Below are 20,941 nucleotides of genomic sequence, written 5' to 3' on the forward strand. Positions count from 1 at the left end.
CGACGCCGTACCCTGGAGACATGGCGACGTGTTCCCCGACAAGCCCGTTCGGCACCGCCCCCCCGGAGCCGTCCGACGCAGTCACCGTGGCCTCGTTTCCCGCCCTCACCATGGCGGCAGGGCAGGCAATGCCGGCGGAAGCCGAAACCGTCGAGGAGATCGAAGCAGTCGACCGGCCCTGGGTCACCGTCGTGTGGGACGACCCGGTCAACCTCATGCACTACGTCGCGTACATCTTCCAGAAGCTGTTCGGGTACAGCAAGGCCAAGGCCACCGAGCTGATGCTCAAGGTGCACAACGAAGGCAAGGCGGTCGTCTCGAGCGGCTCGCGTGACAAGATGGAACACGACGTGCAACGCCTGCACGCCGCCGGGCTGTGGGCGACGATGCAGCGGGCCGAGTGACCGGCCGCCCGCTCGCCGACCATCCCGACCGCGAAGCCAGGAGGAGCCGACCGACGTGCGGCAGTGGAGCAGGAAGAACTCGCTCGGAGGCGTGAAGCTGCGATCCGAGATGGACGCACACGAGGCGTCGGTGCTGCGCTCGCTCGTCGCATCCGTACTCGGCATGCTCGAAGAACGCGCCGCCGGCGCCCCGCAGGACGACCTCGCCGCCCTCACCGGCCTGCGCACCGGCAACTGCACCCCGCCGGACGTCCCCGCCCTGCAACGGCTGCTGCCCGACTTCCACCGGCCCGACGCCGACGCCACCGTCCATCCCGACGACGAATCCGCCGACCTCAACGGTGCCCTGCGCAGCCTGCACGAACCCGACATCATCGACGCCAAGCTCGCCGCCGGAGCCGTCATCCTGCGCACCGTCCCCGAATCCGGCGGCAAGGTGGTGCTCAGCCCGGAACAGGCCGATGCCTGGCTGTACGGGCTCAACGACCTCCGGCTGGCCCTCGGCACCACCCTCGGCATCGACGACGACACCCCCGAGACGCTCGACGAAGACGACCCGCGGGCCCCGCACCTCGACGTCTACCACTGGCTGACCTGGATGCAGGACTCCCTCGTCCAGGCGCTGCTGCCGTGACGGCCACGCCCGGACCCACCGACTCGCTCACCGACGTCGCCGGCCTGCGCGTGGGGCACTGGCAGGCCCTCGACGCCGACGTCACCCTCGGCTCCGACCACGCCTTCGGCACCGGGCGGGCCACCGGATGCACCGTCGTCGTTCCCGACCGTGCCGTCACCGCCGCCGTCGACGTCCGCGGCGGCGGGCCCGGCACCCGCGAAACCGACCTGCTCGACCCCAGCCACTCCGTCCAGCGCGTCGACGCGGTGCTCCTCACCGGAGGCAGCGCCTACGGGCTCGCCGCCGCCGACGGCGTGATGCGGTGGCTCGAGGAACAGGGCCGCGGCATTCCGATGGGGCCGCCGGGGGCCGTGGTGCCCATCGTGCCGGGCGCGGTCGTCTTCGACCTGCCCGTGGGGGAGTGGTCCGCCCGGCCCACCGCCGACAGCGGATACCGGGCCGCCGCGGCCGCCGGCACGACCGTCGCCCGCGGCACCGTCGGCGCCGGAGTCGGCGCACGCGCCGGCACCCTCAAGGGCGGCATCGGCACCGCGAGCCTGTTCCTGACCGAGGGCCCCGCCGCCGGCGTCACCGTCGCAGCCCTCGTCGTCGCCAACCCCGTCGGAGCGGTGTTCGACCCCGAGACCGGCCTGCCCTGGGGCCTCGGCCCCGCCCGGGCCGCCCGGCTCGGGCTCGTCGCGCCCACCGCAACCGACCTCGCCGCCGCCAACGCCCTCGCATCCAAGGGCACCGCCCTCAACACCACCATCGGCGTCGTCGCCACCGACGCCGACCTGACCGCCGCGGCCTGCCGCCGTGTCGCCGTCGCCGGGCACGACGGCCTCGCCCGGGCCGTCCGCCCCGCCCACTCGCCCCTCGACGGCGACACCCTCTTCGCCCTGGCCACCGGCACCGCGACGCCCCCCGGCGCGAGCCGACCGATCCCGGAGGCCTTCGCGCCCGAACTGCCCGTGCTGGCCGCCGTGTGCGAGGCGGCCGCCGAGGTCGTCCAGCGCGCCGTCGTCGACGCGGTGCTGCAGGCCACCGCGGTCGCGGGTATCCCCGCCTATCGTGACGTGTTCCCCTCCGCCTTCACGGCCGGGATTCCCACGTCGCGCTGAGGACCGCGCTGAGGGCTCAGCCCGGCGTGCCCTCCGACACGCGCTTCATCTGGTCGCCGCAGCAGATCTCCGAATGCGGCATCCCCTCGGTGCAGGGACACGGCTTCTCGTAGACGATCTGCGCGCCGCACTTCTCGCAGGCGTAGCGATCTCCGACGTTTCTCGGCACGACTGCCTCCCGGGTCCGACGGTGCCTCCCACAGTAGCCACCGGGCCGCCGGTCGACAGGGCTTTCACGGCGAAGCCCGACCGTCGCCGCGCACGTGTCGAGCGGTGCGCACGTCGGTAGGCTCGAAAGCCAGGAACACAGCACAGGACACACGCGAAGGGCGAGCGCATGACCGTACCCGACGGTTCCCGTCCCGGGCCCCGGCCCGTCTGGCAGCGCGCGGCGCTCCTGATCGCCGGATTCGTCGCCCTGCTATACGGCATCGAAGCCGTCGACGCCGCCGCGCCCGCCGACCTCGACTCCGCCGGTATCGAACCGAGAACCGCCGACGGGCTGTGGGGCGTGGCGTTCGCACCCGTGCTCCACGCCGACTGGGCGCACCTGAGCGCCAACACCATTCCGCTGCTCGTGCTCGGCTTCCTCGTGCTCGTCTCCGGCATCGGCCGCGGTCTGGCCGCCACCGCGATCATCTGGGTGGTCGGCGGGCTCGGCACCTGGCTCACCGCCGGGTCCGGCTTCGTGCACATCGGCGCGTCGATCCTCGTCTTCGGCTGGCTCACCTACCTGATCACACGCGGCATCTTCACCCGGCAGTCGAGCCAGATCGTCATCGGGGTGATCGTGCTGTTCGTCTACGGCAGCATCCTGTGGGGCGTGCTGCCCAGCGATCCGCGCGTCTCCTGGCAGGGGCACCTCTTCGGCGCCGTGGGCGGCGTCCTGGCCGCCTGGCTGCTCTCCGCCGACGAGCGTCGCCGCCGCCGCCCGCCGGCCGTGCCCACCTCCTCGTTCGGGTGAGACGCACCCCCGCGCAACAACTGACCGATCGGTAGGCTCACAGCGTCGCCGCAACTGTGACATCTCTCGATCAAAACCTGCGTTGGCTTCGTCGCAGCCACAGGGACGTGGCAGCATGACCCCCATGCGCATGACCGTCCTGGGGTGTTCCGGCAGCGTGGCCGGGCCGGATTCCGCCGCGTCGGGCTACCTGATCACCGCCCCGGGCACCCCGCCCCTGGTGATCGACTTCGGTCCCGGCGTCCTCGGGGCCCTCCAGCGCTACGCCGACCCCGGCGAGGTCTCCCTGTTGCTCTCGCACCTGCACGCCGACCACTGCCTCGACATCCCCGGCCTGCTCGTCTGGCGGCGCTATTCCCCGAACCGCCCCACCGGGCGGACCCTCGTCTACGGCCCCTCGGACACCAGCGTCCGCATCGGCGCCGCCTCCGCCGAGATCGCCGGCGAGATGGACGACGTCAGCGACACCCTCGACGTGCGCCCCCTCGCCGACGGCGAAGCCTTCCGCTTCGGCGCGCTCACCATCCAGCCCGGCCGGGTCAACCACCCGCCCGAGGCCTACGGATTCCGCATCACCAGCGACTCCGGGCGCACCGTCGTCTACACCGGCGACACCGGCATGTGCGACGAGGTCGTCGAGCTCGCGCGCGGCGCCGACGTCCTGCTGTCCGAGGCCTCGTGGACCCACGCACCCGACGACCGCCCCGACGGTATCCACCTCTCCGGCGCCGAGGCCGGCATGCTCGCCGCTCGCGCCGAGGTGGGCGAGTTGCTGCTCACCCACATCCCGCCGTGGACCTCGCGCGAGGACGTCATCGCCGAAGCCAAGGAGCAGTACTCCGGGCCCGTCCACGCGGTGTCCGCCGGGGACGTCTACCCCATCTAATAGGCTCGTCCGGGTGACCACACGAGAAGACGGCAGAGCGGACGACGAACTCCGCCCCATCCGGATCACCCGAGGATTCACCAACCACCCCGCGGGCTCGGTGCTCGTGGAATTCGGCCAGACCCGCGTCATGTGCACCGCCAGCGTCGAAGAGGGCGTGCCGCGCTGGCGCAAGGGCTCCGGTCTCGGCTGGCTCACCGCCGAATACGCGATGCTCCCCGCCGCCACCCACACCCGCAGCGGACGCGAATCCGTCAAGGGCAAGCTCGGCGGCCGCACCCAGGAGATCAGCCGCCTCGTCGGCCGCGCCCTGCGCGCCTGCATCGACCTCGCCGCCATCGGCGAGAACACCATCGCCATCGACTGCGACGTCCTGCAGGCCGACGGCGGCACCCGTACCGCCGCCATCACCGGCGCCTACGTGGCCCTCGTCGACGCCGTCGCGTGGCTGAGCGCGGCGGGCCGCCTCACCGACCCGCAGCCGATCTCGTGCGCCATCGCGGCCGTGAGCGTCGGTGTCGTCGACGGCCGCGTCCGCCTCGACCTGCCCTACGAGGAGGACGTGCGCGCCGAGGTCGACATGAACGTCATCGCCACCGACACCGGCACCCTCGTCGAGGTCCAGGGGACCGGCGAAGGTGCGACCTTCGCCCGGTCCACCCTCGACAAGATGCTCGACTCCGCGCTCGCCGGCATCGCCGAACTGTGCGAGATCCAGAAGCAGGCGCTCGACGCCCCCTACCCGGGCACGCTGCCGCAGCCCGTGACCCCGGAGCGGACCAGGAAGAAGTTCGGTGTCTGACAGGGTGCAGGTGCTCGTGGCGAGCCGGAACGCGAAGAAGTTGCGCGAACTGCGGCGCGTCCTCGACGCCGCCGGGATCGAGGGGATCGACCTCGTCGGACTCGACGCCGTGCCGCCCTACGACGAGGCGCCCGAGACCGGCGCGACGTTCGAGGAGAACGCGGCCGCCAAGGCGCGCGACGGCGCGGCGGCGACCGGAATGCCGTGCGTCGCAGATGATTCCGGACTCGAGGTCGATGCCCTCAATGCGATGCCCGGGGTGCTCTCCGCCCGGTGGTCGGGGCGGCACGGCAACGACCACGCCAACACCGAACTGCTGCTCGGGCAGCTGCAGGACGTTCCCGACGAGCGCCGCGGCGCGGCATTCGTCTCCGCCTGTGCCCTCGCCGTCCCCGGTGACGACGGCGAGATCGCGGTGCACGTCGTGCGCGGTGAGTGGCGCGGCTCCATCGTCCACAGCCCGCGCGGCGCCAACGGTTTCGGCTACGACCCGGTGTTCCGGCCCGAGGGGGAGGAGCGCACCGCCGCCGAGCTCAGCGCCGAGGAGAAGGACGCCTCGTCGCACCGCGGGCGCGCACTGGCACGATTGGTGCCCGATCTCGCAGCGCTCGCCCGCTGACGCCCGCCGCCGCGGCGCGAAGCCTGCGCTCCCACGCGAAACAAGAAGCCGCCCACGCAATCGCGTGGGCGGCTTGCTGTTTCGCGCGCCGATCGGCCGGCCGGATCAGACGCCGAAGTCGGCCTTGACCTGCTTCGTGCGCTGGTGCTCGACGAAGAACGACAGGAACGGGATCGTGCCGGCGAGGAGGGTGCCGATCGTGCGGCCCGCGGGCCAGCGCACCTTGATCGCCAGGTCGAGCGTGAGCACCAGATACACCGCGTAGACCCAGCCGTGGACCACGGCGATCCAGCCGGGGACGTTCTCGACCTTCAGGATGTACTTCGCGACCATCTCGCCGGTGAGCACAAGCAGCCACACGCCGGTGATCCAGGCGAGCGCGCGGTACCGCGTCAGGGCCGAGGCAATCTTCTTCCGGTCGGCCTCCGGACGGGACTGCGGCGCGGTCGAACCGCTCGTCTGGTCGGGTGCCTGCTCGGGGGTCGTGCTCACTGAGCGCTCCTATCGGACCTGCGCGCAAGCTGCGCGAGGTAATCGTTGTACTCCAGCATCTGCCGAGCCTCCGGGTCGTCCGGATCGACGGCCGCGTTCGGATCGAGCCCAGTGCGGGGCCGCTGGGGGAGGAGATCCTCGGGGATCTCGGTGGGTTCCTTCGGTTCCGACGCGCGCGGCGCACCCGTGGCCTGGCTCTCGGCGTCCTCGGTCTCGAGTTTCACGAACCGGCGGTAGGCGTAGACGCAGAAGAAGGCGAAGGCGGGCCACTGCAGGGCGTAGCCGAGGTTCTGGAACGTGCCGCCCACGGCCTCGAACCGTGTCCATTGCCAGAAACCCAGACCGAGACAGCCGGCCGTGGCGACCGCCACCAGTACGACGAGGGCAAGGCGACGCGGCGGACGGTTCTCGGACACGTCATCAAAAGTACCCGAGCGGCCCCTCGACCTGCCAAGAGCGGTCGGGGGGCCGTGGGCGAGGTCACGTGGTGCGCGAGGGGGGACTTGAACCCCCACGTCCGAAGACACGGCGTTCTAAGCGCCGCGCGTCTGCCTGTTCCGCCACTCGCGCTTACCAGCGTCACCATACGCGACTACATCCGTCCCTCCTCGCTCGACCTATCGGGCGCCAAAGCGTTTTCTCGCGGCCCAGGTCGGGGTTTGGCTGTGGCAGTTGGGGCACAGGAAGCGGATGTTCTCCGGACGGGAATCATTCGGATTCCCATCGATGTGGTCGACATGGAGTGTTATCGGGTAGTCGCACCATTCAGTGCCGATGCCACACCCCTCGCACTTGTAGGGACGACCGGACTCGATGAGGGCGCGGCGAAGCAGATTCGGTCTCTGTCGGGGAGCGCCGGTCGGTTTGCAGACAAGCACCTCCCTCCATGCGAGACGGTTCAGGGCATGACTGCCCTTGGTGTGCGCCGATCCGGTGAAGTGCGACGTGTCGATGCCCAGCCGTTTGATCCGGCGACTGAGGTGATGGTGCGAACCCCCGCTCGGCACCAGGCCCAAGTAGCGCATGACCCCCGCAACGCTCGTCGAGTTTCGGACCGCATCCTCGAGGACTTCCCGTGTGTACTTCGTCGACCGTCCCATCATCCCCCCTGTATCGAATGTATGTTCGATGCGCGGGACTGTATCGGACGCCGCCGACAAATTGCCGAAAGTGCCCTCATGCACGCGTTTCGCGGTCAGTCAAGATGGTAACGATTGTGTAACGATAAACCTGAGGGATTCCTCAGGTTGATGGACGTCCATGTAGCCGCGCAGCCTGCGCGGACTCTCCCTACCAACCGGTTGCTTCTCCGACCTGCTGTGAGTGATCTCACGTGCCCCTTCGGGGGAGGTAACCCGCGCGGAACAAAACATGAGGAACCCCTCATGATTTTGTGTCACTCTTGGGTAGCCCGAACGAGCAGATCAGAGCCCATCAGAACGCCAACGGCGGCGCGGGCGGCCACGAGACCACGCCCTTGCGGTGTTCAGGAGAGGAACTACACGCGTGACGATCGACGAGACCACACCAGCCGACAACGGACGGAACTCGAAGGCATCACGACGCGCCAGTGACCGGGGCAACGCCCCCGCTTCCCGTAAGGGCGCGCTGGTCGACAAGCTCCTCGCCGGGGAGCCCTACGCACTCGCCTTCGGTGGCCAGGGCGCTCCCTGGCTCAGCTCCCTCGAAGAACTCAGCCGCGACAACGGGCTCGAGCCGGTCCTGACCGAACTGGTCAACGAGGCCACCGCGCTGCTCGCGCCCGTCGCACACGACCTCGTCGTCGTGCGCCCGAGCGGCTTCGACCCCATCGCCTGGATGCTCGAGCAGGAGGTCGCCGACGAGGACGAGACGCCCGTCTCCGGCCCCTCCGAGTCCACGCTGACTTCCGCCGCGGTCTCGCTGCCCGGCGTGTTCCTGACCCAGGTGGCCGCGCTGCGCGCGCTGGCGAACCAGGGCCTCGACGTGACCGCCCAGGCCCCGGCCGCCGTGATCGGCCACTCGCAGGGCGTGCTGGCCGTCGCGGCCACCGAGGCCGCCGGCGCCAAGGACGGGCAGATCCTCGCGATCGCCCAGCTCATCGGTGCCGCCGCCACCCTCGTCGGCCGTCGCCGCGGCATCATCGCCGGCGCCGAGCGCTTCCCGATGCTCGCCGTCGCGAACGTCGACCCCGAGCGCCTGCGCGCCGTCGTCGCCGAGGTCTTCGCCGACCAGGACCCGCAGCGCTCCGCGGTCGTCGCCATCCGCAACGCCCGCCGCCGCGTCGTGCTGTCCGGCCCGCCTGCCGCCCTGGCTCGCGTGCAGCAGCGCTGCGAGGAGATCTCCGCCGCGGAGACCCGCGAGCGTGAGGCGAAGAAGCGCGGCGGTGCCGTGTTCGCCCCGACCTTCGAGCCGGTCTCCGCCGAGATCGGCTTCCACCACCCCGCTCTCGCCGACGCGGTCGAGCAGGTCGCCGACTGGGCCGCCCGCTGCGGCCTGGACGCGGACCTCGCCCGCTCGCTGGCGCAGGAAGTGCTCGTCGACCCGGTCGACTGGGTCGCCCTCGTCGACGACGCCGTCGCGGCCGGCGCCTCGTGGATCCTGGACATGGGTCCCGGTGAGCTGCTGACCCGTATGACCAGCTCGGGCCTGCGTGGCCAGGGTGTGGGCATCATCGCGGCCGCCACCCGCGGCGGTCAGCGCAACCTGCTGACCCCGGGCGCGGAGCCCGAGGTGCCGCAGCCGTGGTCCGCGTTCGCGCCGAAGCCGGTCACCCTGCCCGACGGCCGCCAGGGCGTCGAGACGGCGTTCACGCGCCTGACCGGCCGCTCCCCGATCCTGCTGGCCGGCATGACGCCGACCACCGTCGATCCGAAGATCGTCGCCGCGGCAGCCAACGCCGGCCACTGGGCCGAGCTCGCCGGCGGCGGCCAGGTCACCGAGCAGATCTTCGCCGACCACGTCGAGGAACTGAAGGGGCTGCTCGAGCCGGGCCGCGCCGTGCAGTTCAACTCGATGTTCCTCGACCCGTACCTGTGGAAGCTGCACGTGGGTGGCAAGCGGCTGGTGCCGCGGGCCCGCGCCGCGGGCGCGCCGTTCGACGGCGTGGTCGTCACCGCCGGCATCCCCGAGCTCGAGGAAGCCGTCTCGATCATCGAGGAGCTGACCGAGGCCGGCATCAGCTACGTCGCCTTCAAGCCGGGCACCGTGGCGCAGATCCGCTCGGTGATCCGCATCGCGAACGAGGTGCCGAACTACCCGGTCATCGTCCACATCGAGGGCGGCCGCGCCGGTGGCCACCACTCGTGGGAGGACCTCGACGATCTGCTGCTCGCCACCTACGCCGAGCTGCGCACCCGCTCCAACCTGGTGCTGTGCGTCGGTGGTGGCATCGGCACCCCCGAGCGGGCCGCCGACTACCTGACCGGCCGCTGGTCCACCGCCCACGGCTTCCCGGCGATGCCGCTCGACGGCATCCTCGTCGGCACCGCGGCGATGGCGACGCTCGAGGCGACCACGTCGCCCGAGGTCAAGCGGATGCTCGTCGAGACCCCCGGCACCCCCGACTGGGTCGGCGCCGGCACCGCCTCCGGCGGCATGGCCTCCGGCCGTAGCCAGCTGGGCGCGGACATCCACGAGATCGACAACGCCGCGTCCCGCACGGGCCGCCTGCTCGACGAGGTCGCGGGCGACGCCGAGGCCGTGGCCGCGCGCCGCGACGAGATCATCGCCGCGCTCGACGTCACCGCGAAGCCGTACTTCGGCGATGTCGCCGAGATGACCTACGGGCAGTGGCTCGCCCGCTACCTGGAGCTGGCCGTCGGCTCGCAGGAGGTGGCCGACGCGGCCGAGAACCCGTGGATCGACGTCACCTGGCGTGAGCGCTTCCACGAGATGCTGCAGCGCGCCGAGTCCCGCCTGCACCCGGCCGACCGTGGCCCGATCCCGACGCTGTTCGCCGACGACGCGGCCCTCGACCGGCCGTACGCGGCGCTGGCCGCGCTGACCGAGCAGTTCCCGGACGCCGACTCGGTGGTCCTGCACCCGGCCGACGTTCCGTTCTTCGTCTCGCTGTGCCGCACCCCGGGCAAGCCGGTGAACTTCGTCCCGGTCGTCGACCAGGACGTGCGTCGCTGGTGGCGGTCCGACTCCCTGTGGCAGGCCCACGATCCGCGCTACAGCGCCGATCAGGTCTGCATCATCCCGGGCACCGTCGCCGTCGCGGGCATCACCCGCGCCGACGAGCCCGTCGGTGAGCTGCTCGACCGCTTCGAGAAGGCCGCGGTCGACGAGCTGATCGCGGCCGGCGTCGAGCCGGTGCAGATCGCGGCCCGCCGCCACCAGGACCTCGCGGCCGGCCTGCTCGACGCCGTGCTGTCGGCTCCGGACGTCAACTGGGCCGGCCGGCAGACCGTCAACCCGGTGCACCGCCTCGGTGACCTGGACGAGTGGTCCGTCGAGTCCGACACCGCCGCCGTGCACGGCGCGACGGGCGCCACGCTGAGCGTTCTCGACGCCGAGCACGTGGGCCTGACGGTGCCGCTCGCCGGCGACAAGACCGTCGAGATCCGCCTCACGGTGCCCGCCACCGTGCACACCGGTGGCGCCCCGGTCGTCACCGCGGACGACGCGTCGGCGTCGATGTCGGCGCTGCTCGGTGTCGCCGCGGGGCAGGAGCTGCCCGCGGTGAAGAAGGGCGCGGCCCGCATCACCCTCGGCTGGCTGCCGGAGAAGATCGCCGACCACGCCGGTGTCACCGGTTCGGGACTGCCGCTGAACCTGACCCCGAGCGGCCACGGTGTGCCCGACGTCCTGGTCGGCGCGTGCTGGCCGGCGGTGTTCGCCGCGCTCGGCGCCGCGCAGACCGACGACAGCCTGTCGGTGATCGAGGGCATGCTCGACCTGGTCCATCTCGACCACGCCGTCGACGTGAAGGACGGTCTGCCGACCGATCCGTCGATCCTGGGCGTCAAGGCCGAGGCACGGGACGTGGCCGACACCGACCTCGGCCGGGTCGTCGAGGTGCACGTCGAGATCACCGCCGACAACGGCAACGGCTCGGGTGACACCACGGTCGCCACCCTGATCGAGCGGTTCGCGATCCGTGGCCGCACCGGCAAGGCCGAGCTGGCCGATCCGGTCCGTGCCGGCGGTGCCGTGAGCGAGGACGCGGTGGAGACCCCGCGTCGCCGCCGCCGCGACGCCGTGATCGTCGCCCCGATCGACATGAGCGCCTTCGCGCGGGTGTCGGGCGACCACAACCCGATCCACACCTCGGACAACGCCGCCCTCCTGGCCGGCCTGGGCACCCCGATCGTGCACGGCATGTGGCTGTCCGCCGCCGCCCAGCAGGTCGTCACCGCCCTCGAGGCCGACGCCAAGCTGCCGGCCCGCCGCCTGACGGCGTGGACCGCCCGGTTCCTCGGCATGGTGCGGCCGGGTGCGCAGATCGACGTGCGCGTCGACCGCATCGCGACCGACCGTGGCGCCGAGATCGTCGAGGTGAGCTGCCGCGTGGACGGGGACCTGGTGATGGTCGCCACCGGCCGCACCGCCGCCCCGCGCACGGTGTACGCGTTCCCCGGCCAGGGCATCCAGCGGCCCGGCATGGGCCTGGACGCCCGCGCCCGCTCGAAGGCCGCCCGGGAGATCTGGGATCGCGCCGACAAGCACACCCGCAAGGCCCTGGGCTTCTCCATCCTTGCCGTGGTGCGCGACAACCCGACCGTGCTCAAGGCCCGCGGCGTCACCCACAAGCACCCGGACGGCGTGCTGCACCTGACCCAGTTCACGCAGGTCGCGATGGCGACCCTGGGTGTCGCCCAGATCGCGGAACTGCGTGAGGCCGGCGCCTTCGTCGAGGGTGCGCTCCTGGCCGGCCACTCGGTGGGCGAGTACAACGCGCTCGCCGCGGTCGCCGGGGTGCTGCCGCTCGAGGCGGTGCTCGAGGTGGTCTTCAGCCGCGGGTCGGCGATGCACGCCCTCGTGCCGCGCGACGAGCAGGGCCGTTCGAACTACCGCATGGCCGCGATCCGGCCGTCGCAGTTCGGTGTCGCCGACGCCGATCTCGAGGCGTTCGTCGCCGGGGTCGCCGAGGAGACCGGGGAGTTCCTGCAGATCGTCAACCTGAACCTGCGCGGCTCGCAGTACGCGATTGCCGGTACGGTCGCCGGTCTCGAGGCCCTCGAGTCCGTGATCGAGCGCAAGGTCGCCGAGTTCGGGGGCAAGCGTGCGTTCATCCTGGTCCCGGGCATCGACGTGCCGTTCCACTCGACCGTCCTGCGCGGCGGCGTGGACGACTTCCGGGAGCGCCTGCTGAACCTGCTGCCCGAGCAGATCGATCCCGACATCCTCATCGGCCGCTACATCCCGAACCTGGTGCCCAAGCCGTTCAACCTGGGCCGGGAGTTCGTCCAGGAGATCGCGGACCTGGTGCCGTCGGAGCCGCTGGCTGAGGTCCTCGCGGACTTCGACACCTGGGCGGCTGACCCCTCGAAGCTGTGCCGCGTGGTGCTCGCCGAGCTCCTCGCCTGGCAGTTCGCGTCCCCGGTCCGCTGGATCGAGACGCAGGATCTGCTGTTCGCCGACGAGGCCGACGGTGGCCTGGGTGTCGAGCGGTTCGTCGAGGTCGGCCTCGGCGCCGCCCCGACGGTGGCGAACCTGGCGTCGCAGACGCTGAAGCTGCCGGGCCGCTTCGGGCAGCCGGTCGAGGTGCTCAACATCGAGCGCGAGGCCTCGATCGTGTACTCCACGGACGTCGATCCGGCGCCGGTGGAGGACGACGAGCCGGCCTCGGCCGACGCTTCCGCTGCCGCTCCGGCCGCGGCCGCCGCTCCGGCCGCCGCGCCCGCAGCTCCGGCGGGTGGTCCGCGTCCGGACGACATCGCGTTCAAGGCCGCCGACGCCACGAAGGTGCTCATCGCCCTGTGGACGAAGCTGCGCCCGGATCAGATCGGTCCCGCCGACACGATCGAGGCGCTGTGCGACGGCGTGTCCTCGCGGCGCAACCAGCTGCTCGTCGACCTCGGCTCGGAGCTGTCGCTCGGTGCCATCGACGGTGCGGCCGACGCCGACATGGGCGCGCTCGCCGGCACGGTCGATCGCCTGGCCCGCACCTACCGGCCCTTCGGTCCGGTGCTGTCGGACTCGATCAACGACCACCTGCGCAAGGTGTTCGGCCCGTCGGGCAAGCGTCCCGCCTACGTCGCCGACCGGGTCACCAAGGTGTGGGGTCTCGGCGAGGGCTGGGCGTCGCACGTGACCGCGGAGGTCGCGCTGGGCAGCCGGGACGGTTCGTCCGTCCGCGGCGGTGCGCTCGGCGGCCTTTCCGACGGCGCGCTGTCCGACGGTGCCGCCGTCGACAAGCTGATCGACGCGGCCGTGCAGTCGGTCGCCGGCCGCCGCGGTGTCGCGGTGTCGATGCCGTCCGCCGGTGGCGGTGGCGGTGCCACCGTCGACGCTGCCGCGCTCGGCGAGTTCGCCGAGGGCATCACCGGCTCGAACGGTGTGCTCGCCAAGACCGCCCGCCTGATCCTGTCCGAGCTGGGCCTGGCCGACGCGGCCTCGGACCTCGCGGACAAGGCGGACACCGAGCTGGTCGACCTGGTCTCGGCGGAGCTCGGCTCCGACTGGCCGCGGCTGGTCGCACCGGCGTTCGACGCCCGCAAGGCCGTGCTGATCGACGACCGGTGGGCGACGGCCCGCGAGGACCTGGCTCGCATCTGGCTCGGTGCCGAGATCGGCGCGGAGCGGTTTGCCGGTGCGGGTGCCACGGTCGCCGCGCACGCCGCGTTCTGGGCGGGCAAGGCCACCGAGGCCGGCCGCACGGAGCTCGCGCAGGTCTTCGACGCCGTCGCGACGGCCGCCCGGCAGACCGGCGACGCCGAGTACGCGGGCGAGGTCGCCGTGGTCACCGGCGCCAGCAAGGGCGGGATCGCGGCCGCGGTCGCGGCGAAGCTGCTCGCCGGCGGCGCCACGGTCGTGGTCACCACGTCGAGCCTGAACGACAGCCGCCTCGGCTTCTACAAGGAGCTGTATGCGCGCAACGCACGCTCCGGTGCGGCGCTGTGGGTGGTCCCGGCCAACATGGCGTCCTACGCCGACGTCGACGCCCTGGTGACGTGGCTCGGCACCGAAACCGTGGAGACCGCGGGCGGCGCCAAGAAGCTGATCAAGGAGGCCCTGACCCCGACGCTGCTGTTCCCGTTCGCCGCGCCGCGCGTGTCCGGGTCGATGGCCGACGCCGGTGCCCGCGCCGAGATGGAGATGCGGGTCCTGCTGTGGTCGGTGGAGCGCCTGATCGCGGGCCTGGCCGACATCGGCTCCGACCGTGACGTGGACACCCACCTGCACGTCGTGCTGCCGGGTTCGCCGAACCGCGGCAAGTTCGGTGGCGACGGCGCCTACGGCGAGGCGAAGGCCGCGCTCGACGCGATCGTCAACCGCTGGCACGCCGAGCGCATCTGGGCCGAGCGGGTCACCCTCGCCCACGCCCTCATCGGGTGGGTGCGCGGCACCGGCCTGATGGGCGGCAACGATCCGCTGGTGGAGGCCGCCGAGGCCGCCGGTGTGCGGACCTGGTCGACCGACGAGATGGCCGTCGAGCTGCTGAAGCTCGTCACCGCCGGCTCCAAGGAGGCCGCCGCGGTCGAGCCGCTGGTGGCGGACCTGACCGGGGGTCTGTCGGAGGCCGACATCGACCTGCCGGCCCTGGCCAAGCAGGCGCAGGAGGAGGCCGAGGCCGCGAAGGACGCCGCGGCGGAGCCCGAGCACGCGACGATCGCGGCGCTGCCCGCACCGCCGCGCCTGGACGCGACGCTGCCGGCACCGGAGTGGAACACGCTCGACGTCGACCCCGCCGATCTGGTGGTCATCGTCGGCGCCGGCGAGCTCGGCCCCTACGGGTCGGCCCGTACCCGCTTCGAGATGGAGGTCGACGAGGAGCTGTCGGCCGCCGGTGTGCTCGAGCTGGCGTGGGCCACCGGCCTGGTGGCGTGGGAGAACGATCCCAAGCCGGGCTGGTACGACGCGGAGACCGGCGAGCTGGTGCCCGAGGCGGAGATCGCCGACCGGTACCACGACGCGGTGGTCGAGCGCTGCGGCATCCGCCGCTACGCCGACGACGGCGCGATGGTCGACAACGCGGCGCCGCTGCTGACCTCGGTGTTCCTGGACAAGGACCTGTCGTTCGTGGTGGGTTCCGAGGCCGAGGCCCGCGCGTTCGTCGACGCCGACCCGGAGAACACCGTCGCGCACTCGGTTCCGGACAGCGGTGACTGGACCGTCACCCGCAAGGCCGGCACCGAGATCCGGGTGCCCCGCAAGATGAACCTGACCCGCACGGTCGGCGGCCAGATCCCGACCGGGTTCGACGTCACCAAGTGGGGCATCCCCGCCGACATGGCCGAGTCCGTGGACCGGGTGGGCCTGTGGAACATCGTGACCACGGTCGACGCGTTCCTCTCCAGCGGTTTCACCCCGTCGGAGCTGATGCGCTGGGTGCACCCCTCGTACGTGGCGAACACCCAGGGCACCGGCATGGGCGGCATGACCTCGATGCGGTCGCTGTACATCGACACGCTGCTCGGCGAGTCCCGCGCGAACGACATCCTGCAGGAGGCCCTGCCGAACGTCATCGCCGCGCACGTGGTGCAGTCGTACGTCGGTGGCTACGGCGCGATGGTGCATCCGGTGGCGGCGTGCGCGACGGCCGCGGTGTCGGTCGAGGAGGGCGTCGACAAGATCAAGCTGGGCAAGGCGCAGCTGGTCGTCGCCGGCGGTTTCGACGACCTCGGCATCGAGGGCATCGTCGGGTTCGGTGACATGTCGGCCACCGCGAAGTCGGACGACATGACAGCCAAGGGCATCAGCGATCGCCGGTTCTCCCGGGCCAACGATCGCCGGCGCGGCGGTTTCGTCGAGTCCGCCGGTGGCGGCACGGTCCTGCTCGCCCGCGGCGACCTGGCGCTGGAGATGGGCCTGCCCGTCCTCGGTGTGGTCGCGTGGGCAGGGTCCTTCGCCGACGGCGTGCACACCTCGATCCCGGCTCCGGGCATCGGTGCCCTCGGCGCCGGTCGCGGCGGGCTCGAGTCGGGCCTGGCGCGGGAGCTGCGCAAGCTCGGCGTCACCGCCGACGACATCGCGGTGATCTCCAAGCACGACACCTCCACGGCGGCCAACGACCCGAACGAGGCGGAGCTGCACGAGCGTCTGGCCGGGTCGCTGGGCCGCAGCGAGGGCGCGCCGATGTTCGTGGTGTCGCAGAAGTCGCTGACCGGTCACGCCAAGGGCGGCGCGGCGGCGTTCCAGCTGATCGGCCTGTGCCAGGTCCTCAGCCAGGGCGTCGTCCCGCCGAACCGCAGCCTGGACTGCGTCGACGACAAGATGGCCGAGTTCGAGCACCTGGTGTGGCCGCGCACCCCGCTGCGCTTCGGCGAGCGGTACGCGCTCAAGGCCGGTCTGCTGACCAGCCTCGGGTTCGGTCACGTGTCGGGGCTGATCGCGGTGGTCCACCCGCAGGCGTTCGTCGAGGCGATCCCGGCGGAGCGCCGGGAGGCCTACGTGGAGCAGGCTCAGGCCCGCGCCGTCGCCGGTAAGCGCCGCCTCGCGGAGGCGATGACCGGGGGTGCGGCCCTGTACCAGCGGCCCGCCGACCGTCGCTTCGGCGGGGACTCGGTGCCGGCCAAGGCGGCACGCCAGCTCGAGGCCGACGTGCTGCTCTCGCCGGAGGCACGACTGGGTGACGGCGACGTGTACCGTTCGGGTCTGCCCGGCTGCAAGTAGCCGCCGGCCGCACGGTCACAGAGAGCGGGTCACGGGACGGATGGGAGTTGCGGGGATCGGGTTCGACCTGGTCACGGTGTCGGAGTTCGAGGAACAGCTGGGCCGGGCAGGCACGGCGATGCTCTCGAACTTCACCCCGGGCGAGCGTCGCGACGCGAACACCCGCAGCTCCCGTCCGGGCCGGCACTTCGCCGCCCGGTGGGCGGCGAAGGAGGCGCTGATCAAGGCGTGGTCGGCGTCGCTGTTCGGCAGCCCACCGGTGCTGCCGGAGACCGTGCACCGGCAGATCGAGGTGGTCTCCGACGCGTGGGGCCGACCCGGGATCCGGCTGCACGGCGACGTCGCCGAGCACCTGACCGGGGTGCGGATCCACGTCTCGCTCACCCACGACGGAGACATGGCCGGCGCGTTCGTCGTGCTCGAGGACGACCCGCAGGCGTAGGAGTCTGCGGGAGAATTCCGCGTCAGGCGGGGGAGGCGTGCGTCTCCTCCGCCTGACGCGTTTCCACCTGGCCGTCGTCCTCCGGGACCGGCCGCTCGGTCTCCTCCGCCCGGGCGGCGGCCTCACGGCGCCTGCGCCGCTTGGCGCTGGTGCGTGACTCCTTCTCCGCCACCATCAGATACGCACCCATCAGCCGCTTGAGCTCGACGACCGCGTCGGCGTGGCTCTGGTCGTCCTGCACGGAGAAGTTCAGCATCGAGTAGACGACGTGCACGAGCACCTCGGCCATCAGCGTGCGACGCTCGCGCGGGGTGTCGGGCATGAGCGGAGCCAGCATCCGCGCGATCTGCTCGGCGAACTCCTTCTCGTGGATCGCGCCGGTCGCCCGGGTCGACGGGGTGGACTGCATCGCGAGCCACACCTCCCGCCGCGAGGGGTCCGACATCCACAGCCCGGCGAGATGGTCGACGAAGGCGTTGAGGAACCGCAGCCAGTCCACGGAGGGGATGACGCCGTCGAACTTGGCGAGCTCGTCCTGCACACCCACCAGGTCCTGCCGGTTCAGTTCACACACGATGACGTACTTGTTGGCGAAGAACTGGTAGAGGGTTCCGATGGGGACATCGGCACGGGCAGCCACCTCTTCGCAGGTGAACGACTCGAAGCCGACCTCGGTGAGCAGTTCGCGGGACGCGGCGAGCAGCGCGTCGAACTTGCGCCGGCTGCGCTCCTGCGTCGGGCGACGGCGCGGCACGAGTTCCTGGGGCGCCGCCTGGACCTCCAGCGCCGGATCGATACGGCGTGGGGTGCGGCCGCGCTTCGTTGCAGACTCCACGCGCCCAGGCTAACCGGAGGTTGTCCGAATTCCGAACTTTTAGCTGTGAGGGCGAGTCTCAGCTAACACCGCCGGTGGCGCCGCGGTCGCCGGCGCTCACTTGACGAGTGTGAACTGCATGACGTCGATGTGGCCCGTGCGGAAGTGTTCGGCGGAACCGTTCAGGTACTTCATGAAGCGCTCGTACATCTCCTCCGACGACAGGGCGACCGCCTCGTCCCGGCGGGCCGACAGCGCCGCGGCCCAGTGTTCGAGGGTGCGGACGTAGTGCGGCGCCAGGGCCTGGATGCGTTCGACCCGGAACCCCGCCCGCTCCGCGCCGTCGACCACCGTCTCCGGCTGCGGCAACTGCCCGCCGGGGAAGATCTCGCGCTTGATGAAGATGTGGAACAGCGCGTTCTCCCGGGTCACCGGGATTCCCCGCTCGCGCAGCGTTGCGAGGCGGTGCCCCACGATGGTGTGCAGCAGCATCCGGCCGTCCGGGGGCAGCATGTCGTGGCACTTGGTGAAGAACCGGTCGTAGCGTTCGCTCCGGAAGTGCTCGAACGCGCCGATGCTCACGATGCGGTCCACGCGCCCGTCGAACTCCTCCCAGCCCTGCAGCCGCACGTCCACGGTGCGGGGGCCGGGCAGCCCCGCCGCGAGGTCGCGGACGTGCTCGTACTGGTTGCGGCTGAGCGTGAGCCCGATCGTGTTCACGTCGTAGTGCGTGGCGGCGCGCAGCATCGTCGAGCCCCAGCCGCATCCGACGTCGAGCAGTGTCATGCCCGGGTGCAGGTCGCACTTGCCGAGCGACAGATCGACCTTCGCGGCCTGGGCCTGCTCGAGCGTCATGTCGTCCCGCTCGAAATACGCGCAGCTGTAGGTCATCGACGGGTCGAGGAACAGCGTGAAGAACTCGTCCGAGAGGTCGTAGTGGGACTGGACCTGCCGATAGAACGGCGTGAGCGCGCTCTGCGGGCTGGGTGGCATCGCTGTGCCTTCCGTTCGAGGGCCGTCCGGCCCCGCTTCCTGGACCGTTCCGCCCGATGGCAACCTCGATATCGCGGAATCTACGCCGGACGCGGCCGCTGCGAGCATGCTTCGATCTCGAGGGGCGGTACCCGTAGCGAAAACGAGACACGACGATCGAGGAGGCGCGGTGGACGTCGCGGACATGCGGGAGCGGGTGCGCCGGCTGATGCCCGGGGCGCGCAGGGACCTCGGGGAACTGGTGGCGTTCCGGTCGGTGGCCGATCCGCGGCTGTTCCCGGCCGAGGAATGCGTCGCTGCCGCCCGATGGGTGCGCGATGCGTTCGCCGCGGTCGGCGTCGACAACACCGCGCTGATCGAGACGTCGGACGGCTCGCTCGCGGTGCTCGGGCACACGCCGGCCCCGGCGGGAGCGCCGACCGTGCTCCTCTACAGCCACTACGACGTGCAGCCCCCGGGCGACGAATCGCTCTGGCACACTCCGCCGTTCACGCTCACCGAACGCGACGGCCGCTGGTACGGGCGCGGCGCCGCGGACTGCAAGGGCAATCTCGTGATGCACCTGCTCGCGCTGCGCGCGCTGCGGGAGCGGGGACCGCTTCCCGTCGGGATCCGGATCGTCGGCGACGGCTCGGAGGAAACCGGTGGCGGCGGGCTCGAGAACCTGGCCCGCGAACGGCCCGATCTGTTCGCCGCCGACCTGGTGCTCGTCGCGGACTGCGGCAACGCCGAGGTGGGACGGCCGACCCTCACGACGTCGCTGCGCGGCCTGGCGAACGTCGTCGTCCACGTCGAAGCCCTCGCCGGGGAGATCCACTCGGGCCAGTTCGGCGGCGCAGCCCCCGACGCGCTCGCCGCGCTGGTGCGCCTGCTGTCGAGCCTGCGCGACGAGGCCGGCGACACCGTGATCGACGGGCTCGACCCCACCGGAATCTGGAGCGGCGAACCGTATCCCGAGGAGGTGTTCCGCGCCGACGCCGGTGTGCTCGACGGGGTCTCACTGCTGTCGGCCGGGTCCGTGGCCGACGCCGTGTGGGCGCGTCCCGCGCTGACGATCCTCGGCATCGACGCCCCACCGGTGGTGGGGTCGGCGGCGGCGGTCGTGCCCCGCGCGTCGGCCCGGCTGAACCTCCGCGTCCCGCCGGGGATGGATCCGGCCACCGCTCAGGACGCCCTCGTCGCCCACCTGCACGCCCACGCCCCGTGGAACGTGCGGGTGCGGGTCGACCGGGAAGGCGTGAGCGAACCGTTCCGGGCCGCGACCGACGGACCGGGATACGCCGCGCTGCGCAGCGCGCTCGGCGCCGTCTACGGACGCGAGGTCGGCACGGTCGGGCAGGGCGGATCGATCCCGCTGTGCACGGTGCTGCAACAGGTGCTGCCGGACGCGGAGATCGCGCTGCTCGGCGTGGAGGAGCCGAGCGCCCGGATCCACGGGCCCGACGAGAGCGTCGACCCGTCCGAGCTCGAGCACATGGCCGTCGCGGAGGCGCTGGTGCTCGCCTCCCTCACGCGGTGAGCCGCCGCTCAGACCGACAGGTCGCGGCGCAGCTTCGCGACGTGCCCGGTGGCGCGCACGTTGTACTGCGCAACCTCGATCCGGCCGTCCTCGTCGACGACGAACGTCGAACGGATCACTCCGGTGACGGTCTTGCCGTACATCTTCTTCTCGCCGAACGCCCCCCACGCCGTGAGCGTGGTCTTGTCCGGATCCGACAGCAACGGAAACGTCAGCTGCTCGGCGTCCCGGAACTTCGCGAGCTTGGCCGGCTTGTCGGGGGAGATGCCCACGACGGCGAGCCCGGCGCCGTTCAGGTCGGCGAGGCTGTCGCGGAAATCGCAGGCCTGCTTGGTGCACCCGGGGGTGCTCGCGGCGGGGTAGAAGTACACGATCACCTTGCGTCCGCGGTAGTCCGACAGCGACACCTCGTTGCCGTCCGCGTCGGGGAGGGTGAACTCGGGAGCCGTATCGCCGGGGGCGAGCCTGCTGCTGTTTTCCGTCACCTCCGAGAGGGTAACGGACCCGT

Annotated in this window: 17 protein-coding genes and 1 tRNA gene; 10 read left to right on the top strand and 8 right to left on the bottom strand. The window is 71.7% G+C overall.

Annotation, left to right across the window (positions count from 1 at the left end):
• Positions 1–20: 20 nt before the first annotated feature.
• Genes clpS through KZJ41_RS11645 form a run of 3 tightly spaced genes read left to right on the top strand, consistent with a single transcriptional unit; the run spans position 21 to position 2,141 of the window.
• On the top strand, positions 21–404 hold the full coding sequence (clpS, locus tag KZJ41_RS11635; protein ID WP_065922695.1) for an ATP-dependent Clp protease adapter ClpS: 384 nt from the start codon (positions 21–23) through the stop codon (positions 402–404).
• Positions 405–459: 55 nt separating this feature from the next.
• Positions 460–1,038 (top strand): DUF2017 domain-containing protein, encoded by a 579-nt coding sequence (locus tag KZJ41_RS11640; protein WP_006937528.1) that lies wholly within the window; start codon positions 460–462, stop codon positions 1,036–1,038.
• The gene (locus KZJ41_RS11645; protein ID WP_065922694.1) at positions 1,035–2,141 is read left to right on the top strand and encodes a P1 family peptidase; all 1,107 of its coding nucleotides are present in this window, start codon (positions 1,035–1,037) and stop codon (positions 2,139–2,141) included. Before KZJ41_RS11640 ends, KZJ41_RS11645 begins: the two co-directional genes overlap by 4 nt.
• Before the next feature lie 16 nt (positions 2,142–2,157).
• On the opposite strand, the gene KZJ41_RS11650 is transcribed toward KZJ41_RS11645, so the two are convergent.
• Positions 2,158–2,310 carry a hypothetical protein gene (locus tag KZJ41_RS11650; protein ID WP_168579503.1) on the bottom strand — a complete coding sequence of 51 codons (153 nt, stop codon included), beginning with the start codon at positions 2,308–2,310 and terminating at the stop codon, positions 2,158–2,160.
• 168 nt (positions 2,311–2,478) lie between these two features.
• On the opposite strand from KZJ41_RS11650, the gene KZJ41_RS11655 reads away from it, so the two are divergent.
• The 4 genes from KZJ41_RS11655 to rdgB all read left to right on the top strand — a co-directional run bounded on the left by KZJ41_RS11655 (position 2,479) and on the right by rdgB (position 5,412).
• Complete coding sequence (locus tag KZJ41_RS11655; RefSeq protein WP_065922693.1) at positions 2,479–3,105, top strand: rhomboid family intramembrane serine protease; 627 nt, start codon at positions 2,479–2,481, stop codon at positions 3,103–3,105.
• A gap of 124 nt (positions 3,106–3,229) precedes the next feature.
• Complete coding sequence (locus KZJ41_RS11660; RefSeq protein ID WP_065923496.1) at positions 3,230–3,991, top strand: cyclic nucleotide-degrading phosphodiesterase; 762 nt, start codon at positions 3,230–3,232, stop codon at positions 3,989–3,991.
• A 13-nt stretch (positions 3,992–4,004) separates the two neighbouring features.
• Entirely contained in the window at positions 4,005–4,793 is a 789-nt protein-coding gene (gene rph / locus KZJ41_RS11665; protein WP_006937538.1) for a ribonuclease PH, read from the top strand.
• Between the two features lie 10 nt (positions 4,794–4,803).
• A complete protein-coding gene (gene rdgB / locus KZJ41_RS11670; RefSeq protein ID WP_044476031.1) occupies positions 4,804–5,412 on the top strand; it encodes an RdgB/HAM1 family non-canonical purine NTP pyrophosphatase in 609 nt (202 codons plus the stop codon).
• Between the two features lie 105 nt (positions 5,413–5,517).
• Here the strand turns inward: rdgB and KZJ41_RS11675 are convergent, their stop codons facing one another.
• The 4 genes from KZJ41_RS11675 to KZJ41_RS11690 form a co-directional block, all read right to left on the bottom strand.
• The gene (locus KZJ41_RS11675) at positions 5,518–5,904 is read right to left on the bottom strand and encodes a DUF3817 domain-containing protein (RefSeq protein WP_029542990.1); all 387 of its coding nucleotides are present in this window, start codon (positions 5,902–5,904) and stop codon (positions 5,518–5,520) included.
• Complete coding sequence (locus tag KZJ41_RS11680; RefSeq protein ID WP_029542992.1) at positions 5,901–6,320, bottom strand: hypothetical protein; 420 nt, start codon at positions 6,318–6,320, stop codon at positions 5,901–5,903. Before KZJ41_RS11680 ends, KZJ41_RS11675 begins: the two co-directional genes overlap by 4 nt.
• Positions 6,321–6,389: 69 nt before the next feature.
• Positions 6,390–6,474 (bottom strand) — tRNA-Leu (locus tag KZJ41_RS11685).
• Between the two features lie 47 nt (positions 6,475–6,521).
• The gene (locus KZJ41_RS11690) at positions 6,522–7,004 is read right to left on the bottom strand and encodes an HNH endonuclease (protein ID WP_080688517.1); all 483 of its coding nucleotides are present in this window, start codon (positions 7,002–7,004) and stop codon (positions 6,522–6,524) included.
• Positions 7,005–7,410: 406 nt separating this feature from the next.
• Here KZJ41_RS11690 and KZJ41_RS11695 point away from each other — a divergent pair, with 406 nt between their 5' ends.
• Together KZJ41_RS11695 and KZJ41_RS11700 are read left to right on the top strand one after the other, a co-directional pair.
• Positions 7,411–16,665 (top strand): type I polyketide synthase, encoded by a 9,255-nt coding sequence (locus KZJ41_RS11695; RefSeq protein WP_006937558.1) that lies wholly within the window; start codon positions 7,411–7,413, stop codon positions 16,663–16,665.
• A gap of 40 nt (positions 16,666–16,705) precedes the next feature.
• Complete coding sequence (locus KZJ41_RS11700; RefSeq protein WP_006937559.1) at positions 16,706–17,107, top strand: holo-ACP synthase; 402 nt, start codon at positions 16,706–16,708, stop codon at positions 17,105–17,107.
• A gap of 22 nt (positions 17,108–17,129) precedes the next feature.
• Here KZJ41_RS11700 and KZJ41_RS11705 read toward each other — a convergent pair whose 3' ends face one another.
• Positions 17,130–17,903 carry a TetR/AcrR family transcriptional regulator gene (locus KZJ41_RS11705; protein WP_373566480.1) on the bottom strand — a complete coding sequence of 258 codons (774 nt, stop codon included), beginning with the start codon at positions 17,901–17,903 and terminating at the stop codon, positions 17,130–17,132.
• Positions 17,904–18,038: 135 nt separating this feature from the next.
• Entirely contained in the window at positions 18,039–18,914 is an 876-nt protein-coding gene (locus KZJ41_RS11710) for a cyclopropane mycolic acid synthase family methyltransferase (protein ID WP_006937561.1), read from the bottom strand.
• Between the two features lie 184 nt (positions 18,915–19,098).
• Here KZJ41_RS11710 and KZJ41_RS11715 point away from each other — a divergent pair, with 184 nt between their 5' ends.
• Positions 19,099–20,433: a dipeptidase gene (locus KZJ41_RS11715; RefSeq protein ID WP_065923495.1), complete on the top strand. Its 1,335-nt coding sequence runs from the start codon at positions 19,099–19,101 to the stop codon at positions 20,431–20,433.
• Between the two features lie 8 nt (positions 20,434–20,441).
• On the opposite strand, the gene bcp is transcribed toward KZJ41_RS11715, so the two are convergent.
• The gene (gene bcp, locus KZJ41_RS11720) at positions 20,442–20,918 is read right to left on the bottom strand and encodes a thioredoxin-dependent thiol peroxidase (protein ID WP_006937563.1); all 477 of its coding nucleotides are present in this window, start codon (positions 20,916–20,918) and stop codon (positions 20,442–20,444) included.
• Between the last annotated feature and the right edge of the window lie 23 nt (positions 20,919–20,941).

The organism is Rhodococcus sp. 11-3, assembly GCF_023704055.1.
GTDB lineage: Bacteria > Actinomycetota > Actinomycetes > Mycobacteriales > Mycobacteriaceae > Rhodococcus > Rhodococcus aetherivorans.